The sequence below is a fragment of the Acuticoccus yangtzensis genome, assembly GCF_001927245.1.
Lineage (GTDB): Bacteria > Pseudomonadota > Alphaproteobacteria > Rhizobiales > Amorphaceae > Acuticoccus > Acuticoccus yangtzensis.
The window spans coordinates 198,751-223,501 of sequence record NZ_MJUX01000008.1 but is presented as its reverse complement, the minus strand read 5'-3'; the positions used below and the strand labels follow the sequence as shown (position 1 = coordinate 223,501).

The window sequence follows — 24,751 nt, the reverse complement described above, 5'->3', positions numbered from 1 at the left end:
CCATTGCGCAAACCTCATCGCCGCCCCTCCATCGCGCTTTCGTGCCACCGCCCCAGGACGAGGTTGGAGACGATGCTGAGCACCACGTAGATCGCGACGCCCGAGGCCGAGATCAACGCCAGAGCCGCGAACAGGCGCGGGATCTTGAGCTGATAGCCGGCCTCGATGATGCGCGTGGCAAGGCCGGAGCCGAAGCCGGACGTGCCCGCCACGAACTCCGCCACCACCGCGCCGACGAGGGCGAGGCCGCCGGAAATGCGAAGCCCGCCCATGAAATAGGGGAGCGCGGCGGGGAGCAGCAGGTGGCGCAGCGTCTGCCACCGGGAAGCGTGGTAGAGCCGGTAGAGGTCCTTCAGGTTCCGGTCCGCCGACATCAGCCCCAGCGTGGTGTTCGACAGGATCGGGAAGAAGGCGATGATCCACGCGCACAAGAGGATCTTCGTCAGATGATCGTCGATGTAGATGTTGATCAGCGGGAATACGGCGACGATCGGCGTCACCTGCACCACCACGGCGATCGGGAAGATCGAATATTCGATGATCCGCGACTGGGTGAGGACGATGGCGAGGAGAACGCCGCCGATGACCGCCAGGACCAGCGCCATGACCGTCACCGTCAACGTGGTGGCGAGCGACGGGAGGAGGAGGGCGCGCTCGTCGATCAGGGTCGTCAGCACCAGCTCGGGGCTCGGCAAAATGTAGGGCGGAATGGCGTTGGCCTTCACCACATAGTGCCAGCCGTAGATCACGCCCGCGAGGACGATGAGCGGCAGGACGATCCTCAGCGCCCGGTCCAGCCGCTTGCGCGTACGCTGCCTGTTCGGCGCGTCGATGGAGGCCGTCTCACTCATGCTGCGGTCTCCTCGCCGGCGGGGGCGGCCATCGCCGTCGCCAGCGCGTCGGACGTGGTGCGGGCATAGTCCGCATAGGCGGGCGAGGTGCGGAAGGCGGGCGTGCGCGGCGACGGCTCGTCGATGGGAATCGTCTCGGCCACGTGCCCCGGCCGCCCGCTCATCACCGCGATGCGGGTGGAGAGATAGACCGACTCGAACACCGAGTGGGTGACGAAGAGGATCGTCCACCCGCGGTCCTTCCAGAGCCGCAGCAGGTCGTCGTTGAGCTTGAAACGGGTGATCTCGTCGAGCGCCGCGAAGGGCTCGTCCATCAGGAGCACGGACGGGTCGGTGGCGAGCGCGCGGGCGATGGAGACGCGCATCTTCATGCCGCCGGACAGTTCGCGCGGGAAGGCGCGGTGAAATTCGGCGAGGCCGACGCTCTCCAGCGCCTCCTCGATGCGCGGCGCCGCCTCGCGTTTGGAGAGGCCCTTGAGGCGCAGCGGCAGCCACACATTGTCCCAGACGCGCGCCCACGGCATCAGCGTCGGCTCCTGGAAGACGAAGCCGACATCGCGCGGGCGGCCTTTCCGGCCCCGCTCGCTCTCCGCCCAATCGATGCGGCCCGACGTCGGCGTGTCCAGCCCCGCGACGAGGCGCAGGATTGTGGACTTGCCGCAGCCGGACGGGCCGAGCAGGCTGAGGAATTCGCCCCGGCCGACGGAAAGATCGACGCCGGACAGGGCCACGGTGCCGCTGTCGAACCGCTTGGTGACGGCGGACAGCGAGACGATCGGCTGGCCCGCCTCGCCGGCACGGGGCGAGGCAGGGGAGGGTGCAAGGTGCGGGCTTACTTCGTCAGCTCCGTCTTGATGTCGAGGCCGACGCCCTTGTTGACGAAATCGAGCGTGTACATGTCGCTCAGCTCGATGTTGTCCGGGGCGACACCTGCGGCCACCATCTTCTCGTAGAAGCCTTCGATGCGGGCGGCGGTCATCGCGCCGATGCCGTCGGTCAGGCTCTCGCCGGAATCGACGATGCCGTATTCCTTCATGGCGTTGCGCGAATAGTCGAGCTGCTCCTGGCTCATGTCGGCGTTGGCGTCCAGGATCGCCTTGTCGCCCGCCGACGCGTCGCCGTAGAGATACTTGGTCCAGCCGATCGCCGACGCGTCGACGAAGCACTGCACGGCGTCCGCGTTGTCGGTGATGAAGTCGTCCATCACCTCCACCGTGGTGGCGTAGGTGTCGAACCCGTAGTCGGCGAGGAGGAAGACGTTGGGCTTGAAGCCGCCGACGGTCTCCACCGCGAAGGGCTCGGACGTGACATAGCCCTGCTGGCCGCTCTTCTTGTCGGCGACGAAGGGGGCGGGATTGAACGTGTAGGGCTTACGCTGCTCGGCCTTGAAGCCGTAGGCGTCGATCATCCACTGGTAGAAGGACTGATAGCCGTTCTCGCCGAGGAAGAGGGTGGGCAGGCCGGTCAGGCTTTCCCAGGTGTCGAACCCCTCGCCGGGGTGGGTCATGATGATCTGCGGCTCTTTTTGGAAGTGCGCCGCGACCACCTTCAGCGGGATCCCCTCCTGCGCGGCGTTGAACGCCTGGAGCAGGTTGCCGCCCATGTGGAACTGGATGCGCCCCGCCAGAAGGAGCGCACGGTTGTTCACCTGCGGTCCGCCGGGGGCGATCGTCACGTCCAGCCCGCACGCGGCGTAGGTGCCGTCTGCCAGCGCCTGATAGTAGCCGCCGTGTTCGGCTTGGGGTAACCAGTTGGTGCCGAAGGTGACGGCCATGGTGTCCTGGGCCGTCGCCGGCCCGCACACCGCAGTGGCGAGTGCGGCGGACATGGCGGCGGGCAGTGCGAGCGCCGTCAAATTGGTGCGTGTCATCGTCTCTCCCCTTGCCCCTTCGGGCATGACACTTTCAGGCGTGACCCTTGCGGGCGGCAGGCGGCTTCGAGCCATATCACCCCGTGCCGATCCTGCAATGGCCGTTTAACCTTGCAACCTTCGTGCCGCCGATGGGTGGCGGCCACTGTCCGAGACGCCTGATGAAACGCCACACCCCGACGACAATTCGCCGCCCCTTCGCGAACTATCCGCATGCCGTGGAGGTGCCCGCGGGGATGCGTCTCCTGCTCCTCTCGGGGCAGCTCGGCATCGGTGTGGACGAGCATGTGCCGGAGGGGAGCGAGGCGCAGGCGCGGGTGTGTTTTGCCAACATCGCGGCGATCTTGGCGGAGGCGGGCGGCGGGCCCGGCGATGTCGTGAAGCTCAACGCCTATGTGACGGGGCGCGAGCATCTGCCGGGCTACATGGCCGCGCGCGACGAATTCGTGGCGGGCCCGGCGCCGGCGTCCACCTTGATGATCGTGAGCGGCTTCTCGCGCCCGGAATTCGTCGTCGAGGTGGAGGCGCTTGCCGTTCTTCCCGCCTGAGAACCGCCGCCGAGTTCGACCGGCCGGAATCGGCGTGCCCGCGCGCATGCGCTTGCAGGGCACCCTGTGACGGGGCTAAGCGGTGGCCGTTCCTCGGAGATCCATGCATGCCAGCGCCGCGCCGCGTCTGGGCGGAGATGACCGCCTTCGACTTTCCCGACGATATCGAGGACTGGGTCGCCGTCGTCCCCACCGCGGCGATCGAACAGCACGGCCCTCATCTTCCCGTCGGCACCGACACGCTGATCGCCGAAGGTATGGTGAACACCGTGATGGCGCGCATGCCGGCCGACCTTCCGGCCACCTTCTTGCCGATCCAGAGCGTCGGCAAGTCGAACGAGCATCTCAACTTTCGCGGCACGCTCACTCTCTCCTGGGAAACCACCATCAAGGCGTGGGTGGAGATCGGCGAGTCGGTCGCGCGCGCAGGGGTGAAGCGGATCGTCTTCGCCAATTCGCACGGCGGCAACATCGCCCCGCTCGACATCATCTGCCGTGAGCTGCGGGTCCGGTTCGGCATGCTCGCCGTTCACGCCAACTGGATGCGCTTCGGCGACGGCGACCTGATCGGCGAGGCGGAACGGGCGATCGGCATCCACGGCGGCACCTTGGAGACGGCGCTCATCCGCCATTTCCGGCCGGACCTCGTGCGCGAGGACGAGGCGCGGCATTTTCCGAGCGCCCAGACGGTCTTGACCAACAACTTCAGCCATCTCGTCGCCCATGGGCGCCAGCCCTTCGCGTGGATGGCGCAGGACCTCAACCCGCAGGGTGTCGTCGGCGATGCCTCGGAGGGCAGCGCTGCTCTGGGCGCCGAGCTCGCCGCCTTCCAAGCCGATGCGTTCATCGAGCTGCTGCGCGACGTCGCGCGGGCCGACCTTACGATCCTCGCGCCCGGCCCGATTCGCCACTGAGGGTGGCTGCGCGGCTGCGCCCGGCTGGCGCACAGCATCTCGTCAGGGTCGCGCTTCGCCCCGGTGGCGGAGATGGAGGACCCCGGGCGTGCCGGGCGTCGCATCGGGGGCGAAAGCACCGCTCGGCGCGTGCCGCGGCTTCGGCGCGACCGTCCTTCGGTTCCGGCGTGGATCAGGCCGGGCATCGCGGGCCTGCTGCGGATGGATCCCTGGTCCTGGAACTGTGGTCCTGGATCCCTGGCGCGCCGCGCGATATGCGCCATCATGGTCCCCGCCGCGAATCGTTCATGTGACCGGCTGCGCAAGGCGCTCAATGCAAAGCTGAGGTAGGGCGATGGTGCTTCCCCCCCGCGTGCTCGATACCAACGTTCTCGGCCGCCTCCGGTTGGGGCCGCGCGGCGAACTCGACGTCTTCGCCTCCATCGCCGCGCTGGAAGCCGCCCATTCCGACGATCTCGCCGCAGGGGCCGCTCTGGTGCGGACCGCCACCGGCGCCCTGTCGCGCTGGCGCATGAACCGCGAGGGGCAGTGGGACCGCTTCGCCGCCGCCAACACCGCCTGCTGCCGCGCGGCGATGGACGCGCGCGACAGCGTCAACCCCGAGGCGCTCGTCGCTGGCACCCTGTGGCCCGTGCGCGAGGTCTATGAGCCGCTCTCCACACCCGACGGCGCGGTGATCGAGATGGAGGTGGCCGAGCAGGCTCTCTTGATGGAACCGCTCGTCGACCTCTTCATCGCCGAGCGGCTGTCGTCGGTGCGGGAGGCGGTGGCGACGATCCACGCGGCGGCCTCCACCGGGCGTCCCGTCTGGGTGGGACTTGCCGTCAGCCTGGACGAGCCGACCGCGCTGGAGGGGGGCGAGCCTGTCGCCGAGGCGGTGGCCGCCATCGCCGCCGCCGGGCCGGACGCGATCCTCGTCAACGCGCGCACCGCCGACAGCGCCGGGCCGGCCGTCGAGGCGCTGATGCGCGCATCCGTGCCGCGGGCGGATCTCTTGCGCGGAGTCGTCGCCGATGCGTTCGACCGCTGGCCCAACGGCGCGGTGGAGGAGCATACGCCGCGCGCCTTCGTGCAATATGCCCGCCGCTGGATGGAGACCGGCGTTCACCTGATGGCCGCCGACCAGGGCGCCTCGGCCGAGCACGTGGCCGCCATGCGCGGCCTCATCGCGACCGAGTGGAAATAGCCCGGCCCGCCGAACACGTCGGCGGCGGCCCCCGGCGCGCCGCGACCCGGCTCCTCCAGCGCGACCGTCTTGCGGGCGCCCGCACCACCTCCCATCCGCCCCGTGTGGTCGGGCGAAAGGTGCCGCCGTCACCCCGCCCCGGCTCAGCGCGCCGGTGGAATGGGGCCTGTCGTCTCGCGCAGGATGACGCCCTCGGGGGGCAGGATCGGCGGCTCACCGGAGGCGGGCTTACCTTCGATGAGGTCGATGAGCAGGCTCGCCGCCGCGTGACCGAGTCGGAAGAGCGGCAGACGCACCGCGCTCACCTGCGGCGTCATCATCTCGGCCGCGGACGAATCGTTCAGCGAGATCACCGACAGGTCGCCGGGGATCGACACGCCGAGCCGCCGCGCCGCCCGCGTCACGCCGACCGCGAGGAGGATGTTCCAGGCGACGATCGCCGTCGGGCGTTCCGGCTGCGACAGGACGGCGGCGGCAGTGGCCTCGGCCGCGGCGAGGTCGGCCTCGCATGGCGGCATCTCCATCGCCTCGCCCGAAAGACCCACCGCCTCCATGCCGAGATAGTAGCCCTCGCGGCGGCGGCGGCTCACCCAGCTCGTCGACGTCGACGGCATGTAGGCGATGCGCCTGTGGCCGAGCGCGGCCAGCTCCCGCACCGCAAGCCGCGCCCCGGCGATGTTGTCGAGCAGAACGCAATGCTCGCCCTCGGCCCCCGTCTGTCGGTTGACCAGCACCATGCGCGCCTTCAAGGCGGACAGGCTGGCGATGAGGTCCGGCCGCTCCAGCGTGTTGAGCACCCCGTCCACCCGGCTGCCCTGGACGATGTTGCGCGCGAATTCGGACTGGGCGGGGCTGTAGTCCACCGGGGCGATCAGCATCGTATAGCCACGCTCGGAGGCGGCGCGGTGCGCCCCGTCGATGGTCTGGCCGAACACCGGGTTCTGCAGCTCCGGCACCACGAAGGCGAGGCACCAGGAGCGCGACAGGCGCAGCCCCCGCGCGTTGGAGTTGGGCCGATAGCCGAGCGCGTCGGCCGCGGCCTTGATGCGCAGGCGCGTCTCCTCGCGGATGTTGAGCGTCGGATCGTCGCTCAGCGCGCGCGACACGGTGGATTTCGACACCTCGGCGCGCTCGGCAACGTCCGCTAAGGTGGCGCCGCCCCAGCGAAGCTTCTCGTCCTGCAACCCTTTGTTCCGCTCATCTGCCACGGGGCCACCTCTATGGCGGCGACGCGCATCCGGGCGCAAGCGGGGCATGCCGCCGATCGAGCGGTTGTGAGGGGAGGGGCCGCTCAGCCCGCCAGCGCATCTGCGGTGTGGTGGCACTCGAACCGGACGCCTTCGGGGCCGGTGCGCCAGGGCGGTGCCTGCGTGTCGCACACCGGGCCGATCTTGCGCGGGCAGCGGTCGGCGAAGCGGCATCCGGTGATGCCGTCCCCCGGCGCGCTGACGGTCCCGGCGAGGCGCATGCGCTCCGCCCCCCGACTGTCGAGCGACGGCACGGCCGACAGCAGCGCTTCGGTGTAGGGGTGGTGACCGGGCGTGCCCAACGCGGACGCCGGCCCCACCTCCACTATGCCGCCGCGATACATCACCGCCACGCGGTCGGCGATGTGCCGCACCACGGAGAGATCGTGCGAGATGAAGAGGTAGGCGAGGCCGAGTTCGTCGCGCAGATCCGCCAAAAGGTTGAGGATCGAGGCTTGCACCGACACGTCGAGCGCAGACACCGCCTCGTCGCAGATGACGAATTTCGGCTCGGCGGCCAGAACGCGGGCGATACCGATGCGCTGCTTCTCGCCGCCGCTCATCTCGTGCGGGTAGCGGTCCATGTAGGCGCGCGACAGGCGCACCATGTCGAGCAGCCGCTCGACGCGCTGGTCCATGGTGCCGGGCCGCTCCTCGCCGAGGAGGGCCAGCGGGCGGGCGAGGATCTGCCGCACGGTCTTGCGCGGGTTGAGCGAGGAGTCCGGGTTCTGGAACACGAACTGCGCCGTGCGGGCGATCGTCCGCCGGTCGGCCGCGCGGCCCTTCAGGATGTCGCGGCCGTTCAGCGCGATGGCGCCGCCGTCCGGTTCGATCAACCGGATGAGGCAGCGCGCCAGCGTGGATTTGCCGCAGCCCGATTCGCCGACGAGGCCGACCGTCTCCCCCGCCTTCACCGTCAGCGACACGGCGTCGACCGCATTGAAGGTGCTGTGGCCGATGCGCGGCACGGGAATGGCGCCCGAGCGGTCGATCCTCACGCGCACGCCGCCGGCGCGGCGGAAGCGCTTCGACACGCCGTCCGCCCGCAGCGCCGGCGGCGCGTCGGCGGCGACAGTGCGCGCACGGGCGGGGGCGGCGGTCTCGGCGCTGGTCCAGGGCGTGGCGCCGAGGGCGACCGCCTTCCAGCAGCGGCTCTCACGGCCGGGGCCGACGCTCACCATAGGCTGCGGCGCGGCGCAGCGGTCCTCGGCGAAGGGGCAGCGGGCGGCGAAGCGGCAGCCCTCCGGCGGGTTCGTCAGATCCGGCAGGCGGCCGGGGATCGTCTCCAGCCGGGCGCGCGGGGCGCCCAGCCGCGGCATCGAGGCGAGGAGGCCCTTGGTGTAGGGATGGCGCGGGGCGGCGAAGATCTCGGCCTTCGGCGCCGTCTCCACCACCTGGCCCGCGTAGAGCACGCACACCTCGTCCACCACGCGGGCGATGACGCCGAGATTGTGACTGATGAAGATCATCGACAACTGCCGCTCGGCCCGCAGCGCTTCCAGAAGGTCGAGGATCTGCGCCTCGATGGTGACATCGAGCGCGGTGGTCGGCTCGTCGAGGATGAGAAGGTCCGGGTCGCCGGCGAGCGCGGCGGCGATCAGGGCGCGCTGCTTCATGCCGCCGGAGAGGGCGTGCGGATAGGCCGACAGCATCGCGTCCGGATCGGAGATGCCGACCTCGTCCAGCAGTCGCCGCGCCTCGGCCCGCGCCGCCGTCTCGCTGAGGCCGCGGTGCAGCACCAAGGGCTCAGTGAGCTGATGGGCGATCGTCTTGGCCGGGTTCAGCGCGGTGAACGGGTCTTGGAAGACGAGGCCGATGCGCCGCCCGCGCATGCCCGCCCAGCCGGCGGGGGAGAGGGCGTAGAGGTCCTCACCCTCGAACACAGCGCGCCCGCCGTCGACGCGGGCGGACCCGGCGAGGAGGCCCATCAAGGTCATGGCGAGCGTGCTCTTGCCAGAGCCGCTTTCGCCGACGACGCCGAGCGCCCCGCCGCGCGGCAAGGAGAGGCTCACCTTGTCCAGTGCGCGCAGCGAGGACGGACCGGAGCCGTAGCGCACCGAGAGTCCGTCGAGCGTCAGGATTTCGCCTTCGCGGCCGGGCGGCTGGGCGGAAATCGGGGCGTCGCGGTCGCCGGGCGCGGAACAGGTGTGTCTCATCAGCATCGGGCTCACGCGCCTTTCTGGCGCAGGCGCGGGTCCAGCCGCTCGCGCAGGCCATCGCCGAAGAGGTTGATCAGAATGACGGTGACGACGAGGGCGACACCGGGGGCGATAGCGATCCACGGCGCCTGCGACAGGAAGGGCCGGCCTTCCGCGATCATCAGCCCCCAGTCGGACGCCGGCGGCTGCACGCCGAGGCCGAGGAAGGACAGCGCCGCACCGAGCAGGATGGCGAAGGTCACGCGCAGCGCCGCCTCGACGATGATCGGCGGCCAGGCGTTGGGCAGGATTTCGACGAAGAGGATGTACCAGTCGCGCTCGCCCCGGGCGCGGGCGGCCTCGATGAACTCCTGGGCGCCGAGTTCCAGCGTCACCCCGCGGGTGAGACGCACGATGATCGGCACGTAGATGAGCCCGACCGCTCCGGCGGACTTCCAGATGTCCGGCGTCGTGACGGCGAGGATGAGAAGGCCGAGCATGATCGGCGGGATGGAGATCATCACGTCGACGGCGCGCATGATGACCTCTTCACGCAGACCGCGGAAGTAGCCCGCGATGAGGCCCAGCGGTACACCGACGGCGAGGCTGATGAAGGTGGCGAAGGCGCCCATGAAGAGCGACAGGTGCGCGCCCGCCATGACGCGGCTGAGAACGTCACGACCGAACTCGTCGGTGCCGAGCCAGTAGGTGGCGGACGGCGCGGCGAAGCGGGCGGAGATGTTCATCCCGTCATAGGGATGCGGCGTCCAGACAGCGCCGACGAGGGCGAAGGCGAGGACCGCCGCGATGCCCGCGGTGCCCCAGACCAGCGTGGCCGGCCATGGGCGGCGGCGGCGTGCCGGCGGTGCGGCCGTGGCCGCTGGCGTGGCTGTCGTCGCATCAACCATGGGCGGCCTTTCCGAAGCGGATGCGCGGGTTGAGGAAGGCGTAGAGGACGTCGGCGAGGAGGTTGGCGAGCGCGTAGATCACCGCCACCACCATCATCGCCGCCTGGATCAGCGGCAGGTCGAGCTGTTGGATGCCGAAGATGAGGAGCCGCCCAAGGCCCGGATAAGAGAAGATCGTCTCCACGACGACCATGCCGCCCATGAGAACGCCGATGTCGATGGCGAGGACGGTGATGGTCGGCAGCAGTGCGTTGGGCAGTGCATGGCCGCGGATGACCCGCGCTTCGGGGATGCCGCGCGCTCTCGCGGCGACCACGTAGGGGCTCTGCATCACCTCCAGCATGCTGGAGCGGGTGAGGCGCGATACGTGGGCGACGAGGCCCATGACGAGCGCCACTACCGGCAGCACCAGGTGCGAGGCCCAGACGAAGAAGCCTTCGTCCATGGACGTGTAGCCCGTCGCCGGGAGCCATTGGAGCGAGCCCGCGAAGACGACGATGAGGACGATGCACCAGAAGAATTCCGGCACCGCGAGGACGATGTAGGTGCCGATCGACACGACATGGTCGCTCGCCTTGCCATGGCGCACGGCGCTGACGACGCCGAGCCAGATGCCGATGACGGCGACGAGAACGATGGAGATCACCGCGAGCACCGCCGAGTTGGCGACGGCCTGCCACAGGATCGGCCCGATGGGGCGCTCCATGATCAGCGAGTCGCCGAAGTCGAGCCGGGCGATCTGGCTCAGCCAGCGCCAATATTGCACGTACCACGGATCGTTGAAGCCGAGCTTCTCCTCCAGCGCGTGGATCTGCTCCAGCGGCGCGAAGTCGCCCAGGATCACGTAGGCGACGTTGCCGGGCATGATCTGCGTGATGGAGAAGATCAGCAAAGACACGACGAGGACGATGCCGACGACGTAGGCCACGCGCTGGCAGAAATAGAGCAACACCGGGCGCACTCCTGCGGGCGAGCCGCCGCCGCGCGAGCGATCACGCGGCGGAGGCGGCGGTTACTCGGAGACCGAAACGGTGCGGAAGTCCGTCCAGAGGTAAGGGTGGGTCTCGTAGCCGCTCACCTTGTCCGAATAGGCGGTGGCGAAATTCATCGAGTACATGACGATGCCCGGCACCTCCTCGACCATCAGCGCCTGGAAGTCGGCGTAGAGCTCGGCGAGGCGCTCTTCGTCCGTGGTGCGGCGCGCTTCGTCGAGGATGGCGTCCATCGCCTCGCTCGAATAATGCCACATCCGCGCGTTCCATGAGCCGGTGCTGTGGAACCAGGGATAGGTGGAGGTGTCGAGCGTCGGGCGGGCGAAGTAGCCGTCCATGTAGAACGGCGCCTGGCCGCTGACTGTGGCCCCGTAGCGGTTGTAGGGCACGCGCTCCACGCTGGCGTTCACGCCGATCGGGCGCAGCATCTGTTGCAGCGCCACGGCGGCACGCTCGCGCGTCGGCCGGCCGACCGGGGCGTGAATGGTGATGTCGAAGCCGTTCGGATAGCCGGCCTCGGCGAGCAGGGCCTTCGCACCCTCGATGTCGGTCTCGAAGCCGATGTCGTGCGCGAAGAACTTGTGCGTCGGTGGGATCGGCGAGTGGGTCGGCGCCCCGTTGCCAAACGCCGCGAAGTCGACCAGCGCCGGCTTGTCGATCGCCATCAGCATCGCTTTGCGAACGCGCTGGTCGCTGAACGGGCGGGTCGAGTTGTTGAAAACGATGCCGTCCCACGTCGCCGTCGACTTGGCGTCGACGGTGATGCCGGGCGCCGCCTCGAGCTCCGCGATCGATTCCAGCGGCAGGTTGGTGATGATGTCGACGTCACCGGACTGCAGCGCCGCGATCTTGGCCGCGTCTTCGGGCATGATGCGCAGCTCGACCGTGTCGACCTTCGGCAGGCCCTCTTCGTAATAGTCCTCGAACTTCGACAGGACGATCTTGTCGCCCGGCTGGTAGCTCTCGAACTTGAACGGGCCGGTGCCGACGGGGGCGGTCGCCAGTTCCTCGAGCGTGCGGTCGGACGGGACGATCTTGAGCTGACGCTCGATCATCAGGTCCGCCCACCCCGCATAGGACTGCTTCAGGGTGAACTTCACCGTGTAGTCGTCGACCGCTTCCATGGACTCGATGAGGTCGGTGTGGCTGGCGGCGCGGGACGCGGTGTCCGGGTCGGCGATCAGCTCGAAGGTGTGGATCACGTCCTCGGCCTTCAGCTCCTTGCCGTGGTGGAACTTCACCCCTTCGCGCAGTTTGAAGGTCCAGACGGTGGCGTCCTCGTTGGTCTCCCAGCTCTCGGCGAGGTCCGGCTCGATGGTGAGGTCGGGCAGGATGCGGGTGAGGCCGTTGAACATGAGAACGGCGAGGTTGTACTCCTCGCCGATGGTCGCCTTCGCGGGCCACAGGTGATTCGGGTTCGCGTTCAGCGTCGCGACGAGCTCGCTCTGGGCGAAGGCCGCCCCGCCGGTGGTGAGGCTGGTGGCCAGGAGCAGGACACCGATCAAACGTTTCATGGGTTCAGTCCTTGCGGTTGAGGGGCCGGTCCTGTCGTGTCGGAGCGGTCAGCGGCTTTCGGAGGAGGCGGACGGGGAGGCCGGGGGCGGGGCGAAGCCGGCCAGCGGCGTATCGGGCGCCAAAGCGCGGGCGACATACATGTCGACCATCGGCCGGTAGGTGTCCCAGAGGAACCTGAGCTGGTCGATGGCGTGGCGGTCGAGGTCGACGCGCAGGTCGACGAGAGGGAAGGACTCTTCGCCCATCACCAGAAGCGCGGCGGACTTTTCCTGCTTCCACTCGCCGCCCGCGGCCTTGCCGGCTTCCAGCGCGGCGACCAGGCGCTCGGCCAGCGGCTCGTCGGCGCGCGCCTCGAAACAGGCGATCATCGCGGCGGGGACGTCAGGCGTGCGGATGATGTTGCCGATGGCGACGGCGCCGTCGCAGTGCGCCTCACCGTGGACGGACCAGATCTTGGCGCCGTGGAAGGCGGCGGTGGCGCCGGCCGAGTCGACCACGGCGAGCTGGCGGCGTTCGATGTGAGGGTCGCCGGAGGTGGTGAGGCGGGTGATGACCTCCGCGGCGCCCAACCCTTGTTCGAGGAGGTCGAGGCCGATCGGGCCGAGGCGCGGGTCGGTCTGATGCTGCGTCAGCACCGCGCCGACGCCGGTCCGGGCGAAGGCGCAGCGCGGCCCCACCGCGATGGACGACGTGGTGACCGCGACACCGAACTGGCCGGTGTGCGGGCAGCGGGCGGCGATGGAGTAGGTCATGGCTCCGCCCCGCCGGTCAGATAGTCGAACGCGGTGAGGGCGTGGGTCTTCACCACGTGCATCACGTCCTCGACGGACACCCGTTCGTCGGCCCGGCCCATGTTGCCGGCCGGAACGCCGTAGATGAAGGACGGCACGCCGAAGTGGCGGAAATGCTTGCAGTCCGTCGCCCCGAGGCTGGGGACGGCGACGACGCCGGGGCGCCCCAATTCGGCCGAGCTTCGCGCGATCAGCTTGGCCAGCGGGTGGCCTGGGTCGCTGTAGCTCGACGCATTGCTGGCCGCCTCCTGAACGGTGAGCGTCACCTGCGGGAAGTCGGACAGGATGGTGTCGATCTCGGCCAGGATCGCCGCGCGGTCGATGCCGATGGGAAGGCGGATGTCCACCTCCATGTGGCAGAGGCTCGGGATGATGTTGACCTTGCCGCCGCCGCGCAGGACGCCGACGTTCACCGTCACCTTGTCGGCGATGGCGGCGGTGCCGTCGCCCATCGCCGCATCGACGGCGGCGCGCACGGCCGGGTCGGCGAGGGCGGCCGCCAGAGGGGCGGGCGTGTCCGGAACGAGGTCTTCCAGTGCGTCGAGCCGCTGCATCAGGCGGCCGGCGATGCGGTTGGGGTTCTCGCTCTTGTTGGGATAGGCGCCGTGGGCACCGGGGGCGCGGATGGTGAAGGTCAGCCGCAGCGTGCCCTTCTCGCAGAACCGCAGCGTCATGGTGTTGCTGGGCTCGCCGTTCAGCACCGCGTCGCCGCGAACCTCGTTGCCCAGCTCCTTCAGGAGATAGAGCGCGCCCCATTTGCCGCCGGTCTCCTCGTCGGACACGGCCGTCAGCGTGAGCCGTCCGCCCAGCTCGGCCTTGACGCGGTTGAGGTAGACGTAGGTGATGACCGAGGCGAGGGTGCCGGCCTTCATGTCCGTCGCGCCGCGTCCCCACACGGCGCCGTCCACCACCGCGCCGCTGAAGGGCGGGTGCGTCCACGCCTCGTCCTCCGGCACGGGGAAGACGTCGATGTGGCCGTTGAGGACGAGGTGCGGCCCCGCGGCGGGCGCGTCGAACGCACCGACGATGTTGGGGAGGCCGTTGGCGGTGACGATGCGGAAGGGTGCGCTGTTTTGGGTGAGGTAGTCGGTCAGCACCGCCGTCGCCGCGGCGGTGTCGCCCGGCGGATTGGGCGAGGGCGCGGCGATGAAGCGGGACAGGAGGGCGATGATGTCGTCCCGGTCCCGTTCGATCGCGTCGATGAGGGCGGCGCGGGCGCTCGCTGTGGCGCCGCTCATGCCGTCACCGCTCATGCCGGCGCCGCTCATGCCGTCACCGTGCGGGTGGCGGCGGCGCGGTCGCGGGCATAGCCGCAGATGGCGCGTTCCAGCGTGGCGAGGTGGCCGCGCACGGTGTCGAAGCCGGGGCCGCGGGTGAAGTCGTCCTCGTTCATGTAGAGGGCGCGGTTCATCTCGATCTGCAGGCTGTGGATGCCGTTCGCGGGATCGGCATGGCGGCGGATCGATTCGGCGCCCGCATAGTGCTTGTTGACGTGGACGTCGTAGCCAAGGCCCTCCAGCGTCTCCTTCACCAAAGCGACGAAGCCGGGCTCGCAGGTGGTGCCGTGGCGGTCGCCGATGTCGAACTGAACGCGGGGCTGGCCGGCGTCCAAGGTGGACTTGCCGCCGACGGAGGCCATGCTGTGGCAGCTCACGTGGTAGGCGACGCCGTGCGCGGCGCGGTGGGCGGCAAGCTGCGCGGCCAGCTCGTCGTGGTAGGGCAGGAAAAAGTTCTCGATCCTGTCGCGTACGTCGTCGACGCTGAGTTTGCCGTCCTGCAGCGCGATCTCGCCGATGCCGCAGGCCGAATGGATCAGGCCGATGCCGAGCTCAGACTTGACGGTGGGGTTCAGCGGGCCCGGCCATTCGCCGTCGATCATCGCGGGGTCGATGTCGGTTTCATGGCGGTTGGCGTCGATGAAGGCGTTCGGGAAGAGGGCGTAGAGGTAGGTGGCGCCTGCCGCAGGAGCGTCGAGGTAGAGCTCTTCGAGGTACATCGAGATCTGCCGCTGGACCGCATCCAGCGAGGCGGAGGAGCGGAAGCGGCGCGGATAGTCGGCCCCGCTGCGGGGGATGTCGAACACGACCGGCGCGGCTGGCCCGGCAGGGTCGCTGCGCAGGAGCACACCCGGAATATAGTTCGCGACTGCGACAGCGTCCGGCACCGAATTTCCCTTCTGCGGTCCGCTCCGGTCAGGTGGGCGAACCGCTGATCCGCGAAGTAAAACGATTTTCTTGATGTAAAACTGAATTTTGCGTCGCCGTTTGTCAACTTGGTGGGCGTGGTGATGTTTTGTGCAACGGTGGGTCGGCCGCCGCGGCGCCAGCGCCGACCTTGGTGCCGCCGCCCGCTGCCTCGCCGGGCGGGGCGGGCAGCGGCGCGTTCGGCTCCGGTCCCGCACCAGTCAGACCGACAGATAGTCGAAGGCCGACAATGTGTGTGTGCGCACGATGTGCAGGAACTCGTCGAGCGTCACATGCTCGTCCCGCCGGCCCATGGATTGCGGGTTCGGCCCGTAGAGGTAGGCGTCGACGCCCTCCCAGCGCCAGAAGCGCGTGTCGGCGCCGCCGAGCGAGATGATGGGCGGCGGCCGATGCCCCATCAGCGCCTCGACATTGTCCTGGATGATCCGCACCATCTCCGAATTCGGATCGCATACGCTGGACGGGTAGGAGTGGTAGATGTGCTCTTCCATCGTCGCTTCGGGATACCGCGCGACGATCTCGCCGATACCGCGGCGCACCTGCTCGCGGTCGACGCCCGGCGGGATGCGCACGTCGATCTGCATCTGGCACTCGTCCGGCAGAACGTTCACCTTGATGCCGCCGTTCAGCATGCCGATGTTGACCGTCACGCGCGGCACCACTCGCGTCGCGCCTTCGCCGAGGCTCGCCTCCACCGCCGCGATGGCCTCCGGCTTTTCCAGGGCGATGCGGATGTCCTCCGGCAGGGCGGGCTCGATCGCCTCCAGCAGCTCGAGCTCGCTGGCGATGCGGACCATGATTTTCGTCGCGCTTTTGGACAGATGCGGATAGGCGCCGTGGGCGCCGCGGGTGCGGGCGGTGATGGTGTAACGCAGCGTGCCCTTGTCGCCGAAACGCAGGGTGTGAATGCCGCTCGGCTCGCCGTTCAGGCAGCAGTCGCCCAGCACCTCGTCCCGCATGTTCTCCATCAGGTAGCGCGCGCCCCAGCGCCCGCCGGTCTCCTCGTCCGACACCGCCGTCAGAGTCAGCCTGCCGGCCAGCCTGTCGCGCATGCGGTAGAGGTAGCGGTAGGCGATGACCGACGCGGCCGTGCCGCATTTCATGTCCGCCACGCCGCGCCCGTAGAGCTTGCCGTCCTCGATGGCGCCGCTCCACGGATCGCGTTCGCCGGGGGCGGCGTCGGCCGCGGGGAAGACGTCGATGTGGCCGTTGAGGACAAGATGGCGACCGGGCCGCGCGCCCTCGAAGGCACCGATGATGTTGGGCATCGTCTCCTGCGGCGCGATGATCCTGAAGGGCAGGCCCTCGGCGCTGAGCGCGTCGGTGAGGACGGCGGCGGCCGCGCGCGTGTCGCCCGGAGGGTTGGGCGAAGCGGCCTTCACGAACCGGCTGAGGAAATCGATCAGGTTGTCGCGATCGGCCTCGATCCAGTCGAGCAGGGTCTTGCGTCCGGCGAGGCGGTCATCATCGGTCATGGCGGGTCACGAAAATCCAGGTCGGGCGGTGAGGTCTGCCACGCCCTTGCGTCAATCATTCCAAGAGTTGATCATAGAAAACCGATTTCCCAAATGATTTGCCGCAATAATGTTGCTTTAAATTGAGGCAGCGTTGCGCGTAGAATCGCAGCGAAGGCCAATGCCATGGAATTGCTACTGGAGAACGCGCTCGTCCTCACCTGTGACGCGGCGCGCTCCGTCCGACCCGGCGCCACGGTTGCCATCGCCGGCGGGCGCATCGCGGCGATCGGCGAGGCGGAGACGCTGCGGGCGGCCCACCCCGAGGCCGAGCGGGTGGATCTTTCCGGCAAGGCCATCCTGCCGGGGCTCATCAATTCGCACACCCACACGCTGCTGATGGTCCTGCGCGGCACGGTCGAAGACATGTCGGGCGATGCGATCTACGGCTACATGTCGCCGATCAGCTTCGCGATGACGGCGCAGGAGCGCGCCGCGATGGCCGAGCTCGGTTGCCTGGAGGCCATCCGCTCCGGCACGACGACGCTGGTCGACCCCTTCCGTCACGTCACCGACTATGCGGACGCGATGATCGGATCCGGGCTGCGGCTCTACCTCTCCGAAAGCGCGGCCGACGCGCTGACGCTGGAGATCCGCCATGGCCGCTACGTCTATGACAGGGCGTGGGGCGAAACCTTCCTGGCGCGGGCGGAGGACCTCATCGCGCGCTATCACGGCGCGGCGGACGGCCGGGTCAAGGTGCAGGTGGCCGCGCATGCGCCGGACAACTGCTCGCCGTGGATGCTGGGCGAACTCTCCGCGCTCGCCGCGCGCCACGGGCTGAGGCGCACGGTGCACCTGTCGCAAAGCCCGATCGAGCGCGACCAGGTGCGCGCGGCCCACGACGCCACCTCGGCCGAATATCTCGACCGCCACGGCTGGCTGGCGGACGATGTGGTGGCGGCTCACTGGACCTTCTGCACGCCGGACGACATCGCGCTTCTGGCGCGGCGCGGGGTCCACTTCGCCCATTGTGCGGCCAGCTCCTCGCGTCGCGGGCCGCACCCGGCGCGGGCGGACCTCGCGATCGACGCGGGCGTCAACATCGTCCTCGGTACGGACAACATGAGCGAAGACATGTTTGCCGCGATGGCGATCGGCGCGATCGTGCAGCGCGGCACGCGGGGGCGCAGCGTCGACCCCGCGTCCCAGGCGCTGCTGGACGGGGCGACGCGCAACGGCGCCGCCGCACTGGGCGAGCTTGCCGACCTCGGCACGGTGGAGGTCGGCAAGTGCGCCGACCTTGCGATCATCGACCTGTCGCACCCGGCGCTGTGCCCTGCGATCAACCTCGTCTCCAACATCGTCCACTATGGCACGCCCGAGATGGTCGACAGCGTGCTGGTGGGCGGGCGGTTCGTCATGCGCGGGCGGCGGGTGTTGACGATGGACCAGGGCGCGGTGGTGCGGCGTGCCCAGGCCGCGACCGAGGCCGCTTGGGCGCGTCTTCTGGCGGCCGGCGATCTTGCCGCGCCACCCTCCACGGTGCCCGGCTTCGGTGCCGGGGCCGGTCGCGGCTGAGGGGCGTCAGCGTGGCGACCGGCCGAGCGCCATCGGCGGCGCGGCGCCGGCCTCGAAATAGTGGCGCACATGGTCGAGGAAGGCGGCGACAGCCGGGCGCGGACGGGTGCGGCGCGAGGTGAGGAGTGCGACCTCGGTCGGCTCGCGCTCGCCCTTGAGGGGCACCATGGCGACGCGCCCGCCGTCGTAGGTGAAGGGCGTGTCGGGCAGCGCGTTGTGCAGCGTGTAGCCGCGACCGCGCGCGACCAGCCCGCGCAGCAGCTCCGGCGAGCGCGAGCGGTGGACGATCTGAGGCTGCACGCCCTCCGCCGCGAAGAGGCGCAGGAAGTAATCGCGCGAGTGCGGAAGGTCGAGGAGCATGAACGGTGCGTCGCCGAGGTCCGCGAGGTCGATCTCCGCCGCGGCCGCGAGGGGATGATCCGCCGTCAACACGGCGTGCGGATGAAGGCGTTGCAGCCTCTCAACCGCCACATCGGCGGGGATGGCGAAGGTGTAGGAGAGCGCCACCTCAATCCGCCCTTCGGCGAGTCCCGACAGGATTTCGTCCTGATCGCCCTCGTGCATGATGATGCTGATGCGCGGGTGGATCTGGGCCAAAGTGTCGAGCAGGTGCGGCAGGTAGCGGATGGCGAGCGTGGGGAACGCGCCGATCACGACCTCGCCGCTGAGCCCTTCGCCCAGTTCGCGCACCATCTGCGAAAAGTCCTCGGCGTGGGTGAGGAGCATGCGCGCCTCTCTGACGACGCGCTCGCCGGTCGGCGTGAGCGAGACCCCGCGTGCGGGCCGGCGGATGAAGAGCTGCACACCGCACGCCTCCTCGAAATGGGCGATGGCGGCGGAGATCGACGGTTGCGACACGTTCAGCCGTCGCGCGGCTTCCGAGACGCTGGCGGCGTCCGCGGCTGCCACGATGTAGGACAGGCTGCGCAGGGAGGTGTGCATCGCGGCGGCCTCTCTCACGCGCCCGTGGCGTCGGCTCATTTCGACCTTCCAAGCACATTGCATGCCATGCGCGTTGCTGTGGGCCGTCTGCGCCGCAGTCGCCACCCCTCATCGGTGGTGTAGCATTGCGTGCTCAATCTGGCGGCATCTCATGAATAGTTTCTGGGCGCTACGGATTGATTGTCTTGATCAGGAAAAACAATACTGGGCTGCATTGCAAATATAGCTGCTGTATCTGATCGGTTTTGGCGGAAGAATTTGCGGAATCTTCTTGTCGTCGCGGTTCAAGTGTCGCTAGATTGCTGGGCATCCGGCAAAGCACCGTGATCCCCCGGCCCCGCGGGGCACCACGCCGGCCCCTCAACGATGGATGGACCGTTCATGCGCAAATTGGCCACTCTCACCGCGGCGGCCCTCATGGCCGGCGCCCTCGGCATCACAGGTGCGTCAGCGCAGACCGCGCTGCGCCTCTCGGTGGAAACGCCGGAGGGCGAGCCGCTGAACTACATGCTGCGCGCGTTCGCGGCGGCGCTGGAGGAGACCAGCCCCGGCGCCTTCGAGGTCGAGATCTTCGACGGCGGCGTCCTCGGCGACGAGATCGCCCAGATGGAACTCGTGCGCGCCGGTCAGGTCGACGTCGTGCCGATGGGCTCCGACGTGGTCGAGATCGACAACCACTTCGCCCTGTTCGACGCGCCCTTCTTCTTCGCCGATGCCGCGACCGCGCGCACCGCGCTCGACGGCGAACTGGGCGACATGTTCGCCGAAAGTCTGGAAGAGCGCACCGGGCTCAAGCTGCTCGCCTTCGGTGAACTCGGCTTCCGCATGATCACCAACAACGTGCGGCCGGTCGTCGTCCCCGCCGACCTCGACGGGTTGAAGCTGCGCACCCCCGGCTCCTCCACCCGCATCATGGCGTTCGAGACGCTGGGCGCCGCGCCGACGCCGATGAACCTTGGCGAAGCCTATCTCGCCATGCAGCAGGGCGTGCTCGACGGTCAGGAAAATCCCTTCGGCACCATCCGCGAGATGTCCTTCCACGAGGTGCAGAAGTACCTCTCCCTGTCGCGCCACGTGTACACGCCGATCACCCTCGTCATGAACGCGCGCACCTTCGACGGCCTGTCCGCCGAGGAGCAGGAGGCCGTGATGGCCGCCGCCGCCATGGCCCGCGAGGCCTCGCGTGCTCAGTCCGACGAGAACACCGCCAATCTCCTCGGCGAGTTCGAGGCCGCCGGCATGGAGGTCAACGAGATCGACCTCGCCGCCTTCAAGGAGGCGACCCCGCCGATCTACGAAGAGATCGGCACCATCGTCGGCCCTGACTTCATGGACAAGGCGACCGCGATCGTCGGCGGGAATTGATCTGATGGCGACCGAGCGAGGCGCCCTCGACGCGCGTCTCATGCCCGACGGGTGGGGCGACAAAGGCCGCATCGGCCTCGTCTACCTCCACTCCTCGGTGGTGATGGAAAACGAGATGTGGGCGATGGCGGCACCGGGTGTGTCCGTCCACACCTCCCGCATCCGCATCGGCAAGATCAACGTACGCGACATCGGCGCCATGATGGAATCGCCGGAGTTCGAGACCAGCGTGCGCCTTGTGGCCGAGGCGCCGGTGGACGTCGTCCTGTTCGGCGGCACCAGCGCGTCCTTCCTGCACGGCAACGCGTGGGACGAGGACACCACGGCGCGCATGCAGAGCTGGTCCGGCGGAACCCCGGCGCTGACCACCGCCACCGCCTGCGTGCGGGCGCTGGAGTCGCTCGGCATCGGCAAGGTGGCGCTGGCGACGCCCTATGTGGAGGAGGTGCACGAGCGGTGCGCCTCGTGGCTCGCCGCCAACGGCCACCCGGTGACGGACGGGCGCTACCTGTCCATCACCGAGGATCAGGCGCTGGCCGAGGTGCCGCTCGAGGACATCTGGGACCTCTGCCGCTCCGTCGACACGCCGGATGCTGACGCGATCTTCATCTCGTGCACCAACTTCCGCTCCATCGCGCTCATCAAGGCGCTGGAGGAGGAGCTTGGGAAGCCGGTCATCTCGGCGATCCAGGCCTCCATGTGGGGCGCGCTGAAGGTGATGGGGGTGGCCGGCGCGCGGCCCGGCTACGGCCGCCTCATGGCGGACGTCGAGACGGACGCGGCGGCCCCGGCGCTGGAACCCGCGCCTTGAAGCCTGAAACCTCCTACGACGACATCGCCCGCGAGGTCGCCCATGTCGGAGAGGACGACCATGTCGAGCGGCCGGCTTTGCCGGGGCCGCTCGCGGTCATCGACAAGGTGGTCGAGGTGGCGGGGGTGCTCGCCCTCGTCACCATCGTCGTCCTCGTGCTCGTCAACGCGTGCGGGCGCTATCTCTTCTCCCGCCCGCTGGTGTGGACGGAGGAGATCGTCGCGACGCTGCTCATCTGGGTCGTCATGATCGGCGCCTATCTGGCGCTGGAACGCGGCCAGATGATCGCCTCCACCGCGATTCTGGAGAAGTTCGCCCCGCCGGTGCGCCGCGGGATCGCCGCCGCGTCGAACGCGCTGGCAGCTTTTACGTTCGCCTTCATCGCCCACGTGGGGTGGCAATATCTCGGCCTCTTCGGCCGCGATAAGACGCCCTATTTCGGCTATCCCAAGGGGGTCTATATCGCCGCCCTCCCGCTCGCCGCGGCGGCCATGGCGCTCGTCGCCATCGGCGTCACCGTCTACAAGCTGCGCAGGCTGCGATGATCCTCGCCGGCATCGCCATGGCACTTCTGTGCCTCCTCGTCATCGTCGGCGTGCCGCTGGTGGTGGCACTCGCCTCCGTCACCATCGGCTATTTCCTGCTGACGGGGGCGTGGCAACTGGCGCTCGCCCAGCAGACGATCCAGGCGATCGACGATTTTGTGCTCCTCTCGCTGCCGCTCTTCGTGCTGGCGGGGGCGATCATGAATGTCGGCGGCATCACCGCGCGGCTCTTCACCTTCGCCGCCTCGCTGGTGGGGCACTTCCGCGGCGGACTCGCCCACGTCAACGTCGCCACCAGCGTCCTCTTCGGCGGCATGATCGGCACGTCGGTGGCCGACCTCGCGGGCACCGGCTCGGTCATCATCCCGTCGATGAAGGAGCGCGGCTATCCGGCGCCGTTCGCCGCGGCGCTGTCGGCGTCCTCGTCCGGCATCGGGCCGCTGGTGCCGCCCAGCTCGCCGATGATCCTCTACTCGGCGGTCACCGGCGTGTCGCTGTCCTCGCTTTTCCTCGCCGGCGTCGTGCCGGGGCTGCTGCTCGGCGCGGTCTTCATGGGCGTCATCGCGGTGATGGCGCGCGGCGGCCGGTTCGAGCGCGGCGCCCCGTTCGACGGGCGCACCGCTCTCCTCGCCCTCCGCTCAGCGCTGCTGCCCCTCGGCATGCCAGGCATCATCCTGGCGGGGCTGGTGCTGGGCGTCTTCACCCCGTCGGAGGCGGGGGCCTTCGCGGTCGCCTACGGCCTTGTCCTGGCCGGCCCGCTCTACCGCCAGCTCAGCTTCGCGCGGCTCTACAAAGCGTGCGTCGACACCGTGATTCTGACCGGCGAGATCATGCTCATCGTCGGCATTTCGGCGGCGCTCGGCTGGGCCTTGTCGCTCGCCAAGGTTCCGGCCGAACTCACCGGCCTCATCGACGCGGCGAACCTTGCGGACAGTCCCTTCTTCACCCTGTGCGCCTTGCTGCTGGTGGCGCTGATCGCGGGCATGTTCCTCGACCCGTTGATCCCCGTCATCGTGCCCATCCTGCTGCCGACCTTGATCGCGCTCGACGTGGACCTTCTCCACTTCGGCATCCTCATCGTCGTCACCGTGGTGATCGGCCAGGTGACGCCGCCGGTGGCGCTGTGCATCGTCGTCGCGGCGAAGATCGCGGATGTGGACGTGATGGCCGCGCTGCGGGCGAACATGCCGTTCCTTCTGGCGATGATCGCGCTGCTGGTGGTGCTCGCCGCCGTTCCCGGCCTCGCCCTCTGGCTGCCCGAGGTGCTGGACTGACCGGTTGGCGTGACCGGCCGGAGCCGGCCACGCCGCACCTCAGATCCGCGTGTCGCGCAGCACATCGGCATCGAGGGTGACGCCGAAGCCGGGGCCGTCCGGCAGCGCGGAGCGGCCGGAGGCGACGCGCGGCGGCTCGGTGAAGAGCTGGCGCTCCAGATGCAGCGTGCCGAGGTGGACCTCCGCCAGAGTGGCGCCAGGAAACGCGGTCATGTGGTGCAGGCAGTAGATGCCGCCGCCGCCCGCGTCCGACAGAGGCCGCTCGTTCACGCTGGCGAGCGCCGCCACCCGCGCCGTCTCGCTCATCCCGCCATTGTACATGCTGTTGGGCATGTAGAGGTCCAGCGCGTCGTGCTCGGCGAACTCGCGGAAGCGGCGGGCGTGGCCGTCCATCTGCCCGGCGCCGAGCGGGATGCCGGTGGCCGCCCGCAGCGTGGCGAGGTCGCGCGCGTCGTTGTTGAAGACAGGGTCCTCGAACCAGGCGATCGGCTCGCCGGCCAGCATCTGCGCCAGCCGGAGCGCGGTGGCATAGTCGAACCTCTCGTTGGCGTCGATGGCGATGCCGACGCCGTCACCCACCGCGGCGCGGATGGCCTTGATGCGCGCCACGTCCTCGGCGAGCCCGCCTTTGTGGCCGACCACCATCTTGATGGTGCCGAAGCCCTCGTCCGCCATCGCCTTGGCGAGCGCGGCCTGCTCGTCGCGGTCGAGGTTGGGGAAGCCGCAGGTGACGTAGGCGGGCGCATCGTCGGCGAGGCCGCCGAAGAGGTCGGACACGCGCGCCCCGCGTGCTTTGCCGGCGATATCCCACAGCGCGAGGTCGATGCAGGAGAGCGCCGCCCGGTTGACGCCGGTGGCGATGCCGCGCTCGGAGACGAGCGGTATGAGCCGATCGAGCACCTGGGCCGGGCGGCGCGGGTCCATCCCGATGATCGCCGGGCCGAGGTGGCTGCGGATCGCCGCCTCCACCGCAGCGGGCAGGAAGCGCGCGGTCATGCCGCTGCCGGTCAGGCCGTCGTCGGTGGTGATGGTGGCGATGACGCGCACCTCGGCGGGGCCGGGGCGGTCCACCACCGGCAGCGTGGTCTCGAAGCGGTGCACGCTGACCGACACGTCGGCGATTTTCATGGGGGTCGTCTCCGTCGCAAAGTCCGGCGCATATCGGTGCATTATCGTGCGCAGAGTGCAACGCGGTCGTCACACCGCGGGGAGGTGAGGGTGGAGGTCTGGCGCCAATCGAGGCACTGCAGCCGCTTGCGTGTATCCCCTCCAGGGGGATAGGATAGCGACATGACAGACACCATCGACGACACGCCGCCCCCTGCGCCACCGGCCGCGGCGGCGCACCTTCACAGCACCCATCCCGATCTGGTGAAGCGCCTGAAGCGGGCCGAAGGGCACCTGCGCAGCGTCATCGCCATGATCGAAGCGGAACGATCCTGCCTCGACATCGCCCAGCAGATGCACGCCGTGGAGCGGGCGATCTGCCAGGCCAAGCGCACCCTCATCCAGGACCACATCGACCATTGCCTGGACGAGGCGGCCGGCTCCATCGGCCGCAATCAGCGCGAAACGATCGAAGAATTCAAAGCCATCACAAAGTATCTCTGACGCG

General features: G+C 69.1%; 23 protein-coding genes. 9 read left to right on the top strand and 14 right to left on the bottom strand.

Features of this window, described 5'->3' with window-relative positions; all coding sequences use genetic code 11:
• Nucleotides 1-14: 14 nt before the first annotated feature.
• The 3 genes from BIX52_RS18280 to BIX52_RS18270 are packed head-to-tail and all read right to left on the bottom strand — an operon-like array spanning nucleotide 15 to nucleotide 2,721.
• On the bottom strand, nucleotides 15-851 hold the full coding sequence (locus BIX52_RS18280; RefSeq protein ID WP_075222532.1) for an ABC transporter permease: 837 nt from the start codon (nucleotides 849-851) through the stop codon (nucleotides 15-17).
• The gene (locus BIX52_RS18275) at nucleotides 848-1,627 is read right to left on the bottom strand and encodes an ABC transporter ATP-binding protein (RefSeq protein ID WP_075222599.1); all 780 of its coding nucleotides are present in this window, start codon (nucleotides 1,625-1,627) and stop codon (nucleotides 848-850) included. The genes BIX52_RS18280 and BIX52_RS18275 overlap by 4 nt, the downstream gene beginning before the upstream one ends.
• A gap of 56 nt (nucleotides 1,628-1,683) precedes the next feature.
• Nucleotides 1,684-2,721: an ABC transporter substrate-binding protein gene (locus BIX52_RS18270; protein WP_075222531.1), complete on the bottom strand. Its 1,038-nt coding sequence runs from the start codon at nucleotides 2,719-2,721 to the stop codon at nucleotides 1,684-1,686.
• A 161-nt stretch (nucleotides 2,722-2,882) separates the two neighbouring features.
• On the opposite strand from BIX52_RS18270, the gene BIX52_RS18265 reads away from it, so the two are divergent.
• The 3 genes from BIX52_RS18265 (at nucleotide 2,883) to BIX52_RS18255 (ending at nucleotide 5,369) form a co-directional block, all read left to right on the top strand.
• A complete protein-coding gene (locus BIX52_RS18265) occupies nucleotides 2,883-3,269 on the top strand; it encodes a RidA family protein (RefSeq protein WP_083660471.1) in 387 nt (128 codons plus the stop codon).
• A 107-nt stretch (nucleotides 3,270-3,376) separates the two neighbouring features.
• Nucleotides 3,377-4,183 carry a creatininase family protein gene (locus BIX52_RS18260; protein ID WP_075222530.1) on the top strand — a complete coding sequence of 269 codons (807 nt, stop codon included), beginning with the start codon at nucleotides 3,377-3,379 and terminating at the stop codon, nucleotides 4,181-4,183.
• A gap of 334 nt (nucleotides 4,184-4,517) precedes the next feature.
• Nucleotides 4,518-5,369 carry a homocysteine S-methyltransferase family protein gene (locus tag BIX52_RS18255; RefSeq protein WP_075222529.1) on the top strand — a complete coding sequence of 284 codons (852 nt, stop codon included), beginning with the start codon at nucleotides 4,518-4,520 and terminating at the stop codon, nucleotides 5,367-5,369.
• Between the two features lie 143 nt (nucleotides 5,370-5,512).
• On the opposite strand, the gene BIX52_RS23300 is transcribed toward BIX52_RS18255, so the two are convergent.
• The 9 genes from BIX52_RS23300 to BIX52_RS18210 form a co-directional block, all read right to left on the bottom strand.
• Nucleotides 5,513-6,577 (bottom strand): LacI family DNA-binding transcriptional regulator, encoded by a 1,065-nt coding sequence (locus BIX52_RS23300; RefSeq protein WP_170126438.1) that lies wholly within the window; start codon nucleotides 6,575-6,577, stop codon nucleotides 5,513-5,515.
• An 83-nt stretch (nucleotides 6,578-6,660) separates the two neighbouring features.
• Entirely contained in the window at nucleotides 6,661-8,778 is a 2,118-nt protein-coding gene (locus BIX52_RS18245; protein WP_075222527.1) for a dipeptide ABC transporter ATP-binding protein, read from the bottom strand.
• A gap of 5 nt (nucleotides 8,779-8,783) precedes the next feature.
• A complete protein-coding gene (locus tag BIX52_RS18240) occupies nucleotides 8,784-9,662 on the bottom strand; it encodes an ABC transporter permease (RefSeq protein WP_075222526.1) in 879 nt (292 codons plus the stop codon).
• Nucleotides 9,655-10,614: an ABC transporter permease gene (locus BIX52_RS18235; RefSeq protein WP_075222525.1), complete on the bottom strand. Its 960-nt coding sequence runs from the start codon at nucleotides 10,612-10,614 to the stop codon at nucleotides 9,655-9,657. Before BIX52_RS18235 ends, BIX52_RS18240 begins: the two co-directional genes overlap by 8 nt.
• A gap of 60 nt (nucleotides 10,615-10,674) precedes the next feature.
• Entirely contained in the window at nucleotides 10,675-12,168 is a 1,494-nt protein-coding gene (locus BIX52_RS18230; RefSeq protein ID WP_075222524.1) for an ABC transporter substrate-binding protein, read from the bottom strand.
• Between the two features lie 48 nt (nucleotides 12,169-12,216).
• Nucleotides 12,217-12,921: a DUF1028 domain-containing protein gene (locus BIX52_RS18225; protein WP_075222523.1), complete on the bottom strand. Its 705-nt coding sequence runs from the start codon at nucleotides 12,919-12,921 to the stop codon at nucleotides 12,217-12,219.
• Entirely contained in the window at nucleotides 12,918-14,228 is a 1,311-nt protein-coding gene (locus BIX52_RS18220) for a M20/M25/M40 family metallo-hydrolase (RefSeq protein WP_205647853.1), read from the bottom strand. The genes BIX52_RS18225 and BIX52_RS18220 overlap by 4 nt, the downstream gene beginning before the upstream one ends.
• Entirely contained in the window at nucleotides 14,225-15,124 is a 900-nt protein-coding gene (locus tag BIX52_RS18215; RefSeq protein ID WP_157956276.1) for an N-formylglutamate amidohydrolase, read from the bottom strand. Before BIX52_RS18215 ends, BIX52_RS18220 begins: the two co-directional genes overlap by 4 nt.
• Nucleotides 15,125-15,364: 240 nt before the next feature.
• Nucleotides 15,365-16,639, bottom strand: a complete 1,275-nt coding sequence (locus BIX52_RS18210) for a M20/M25/M40 family metallo-hydrolase (protein WP_075222522.1) — start codon at nucleotides 16,637-16,639, stop codon at nucleotides 15,365-15,367.
• Nucleotides 16,640-16,804: 165 nt separating this feature from the next.
• Here BIX52_RS18210 and BIX52_RS18205 point away from each other — a divergent pair, with 165 nt between their 5' ends.
• Complete coding sequence (locus BIX52_RS18205) at nucleotides 16,805-18,199, top strand: amidohydrolase family protein (RefSeq protein ID WP_075222521.1); 1,395 nt, start codon at nucleotides 16,805-16,807, stop codon at nucleotides 18,197-18,199.
• 6 nt (nucleotides 18,200-18,205) lie between these two features.
• Here the strand turns inward: BIX52_RS18205 and BIX52_RS18200 are convergent, their stop codons facing one another.
• Nucleotides 18,206-19,180, bottom strand: coding sequence for a LysR family transcriptional regulator (locus BIX52_RS18200; RefSeq protein WP_205647852.1), 975 nt, complete (start codon nucleotides 19,178-19,180; stop codon nucleotides 18,206-18,208).
• Between the two features lie 342 nt (nucleotides 19,181-19,522).
• Between BIX52_RS18200 and BIX52_RS18195 the strand changes: the two genes are divergently transcribed.
• The 4 genes from BIX52_RS18195 to BIX52_RS18180 are packed head-to-tail and all read left to right on the top strand — an operon-like array spanning nucleotide 19,523 to nucleotide 23,136.
• Nucleotides 19,523-20,506, top strand: a complete 984-nt coding sequence (locus BIX52_RS18195) for a TRAP transporter substrate-binding protein (protein WP_075222519.1) — start codon at nucleotides 19,523-19,525, stop codon at nucleotides 20,504-20,506.
• A gap of 4 nt (nucleotides 20,507-20,510) precedes the next feature.
• On the top strand, nucleotides 20,511-21,317 hold the full coding sequence (locus BIX52_RS18190) for a maleate cis-trans isomerase family protein (protein ID WP_075222518.1): 807 nt from the start codon (nucleotides 20,511-20,513) through the stop codon (nucleotides 21,315-21,317).
• Complete coding sequence (locus tag BIX52_RS18185; RefSeq protein ID WP_075222517.1) at nucleotides 21,314-21,862, top strand: TRAP transporter small permease; 549 nt, start codon at nucleotides 21,314-21,316, stop codon at nucleotides 21,860-21,862. Before BIX52_RS18190 ends, BIX52_RS18185 begins: the two co-directional genes overlap by 4 nt.
• A complete protein-coding gene (locus BIX52_RS18180; protein ID WP_075222516.1) occupies nucleotides 21,859-23,136 on the top strand; it encodes a TRAP transporter large permease in 1,278 nt (425 codons plus the stop codon). The genes BIX52_RS18185 and BIX52_RS18180 overlap by 4 nt, the downstream gene beginning before the upstream one ends.
• Before the next feature lie 39 nt (nucleotides 23,137-23,175).
• Here the strand turns inward: BIX52_RS18180 and BIX52_RS18175 are convergent, their stop codons facing one another.
• Nucleotides 23,176-24,264 (bottom strand): mandelate racemase/muconate lactonizing enzyme family protein, encoded by a 1,089-nt coding sequence (locus tag BIX52_RS18175; protein WP_075222515.1) that lies wholly within the window; start codon nucleotides 24,262-24,264, stop codon nucleotides 23,176-23,178.
• Between the two features lie 162 nt (nucleotides 24,265-24,426).
• Between BIX52_RS18175 and BIX52_RS18170 the strand changes: the two genes are divergently transcribed.
• Entirely contained in the window at nucleotides 24,427-24,747 is a 321-nt protein-coding gene (locus tag BIX52_RS18170) for a metal-sensing transcriptional repressor (protein ID WP_075222514.1), read from the top strand.
• The last annotated feature ends 4 nt before the right edge of the window (nucleotides 24,748-24,751 follow it).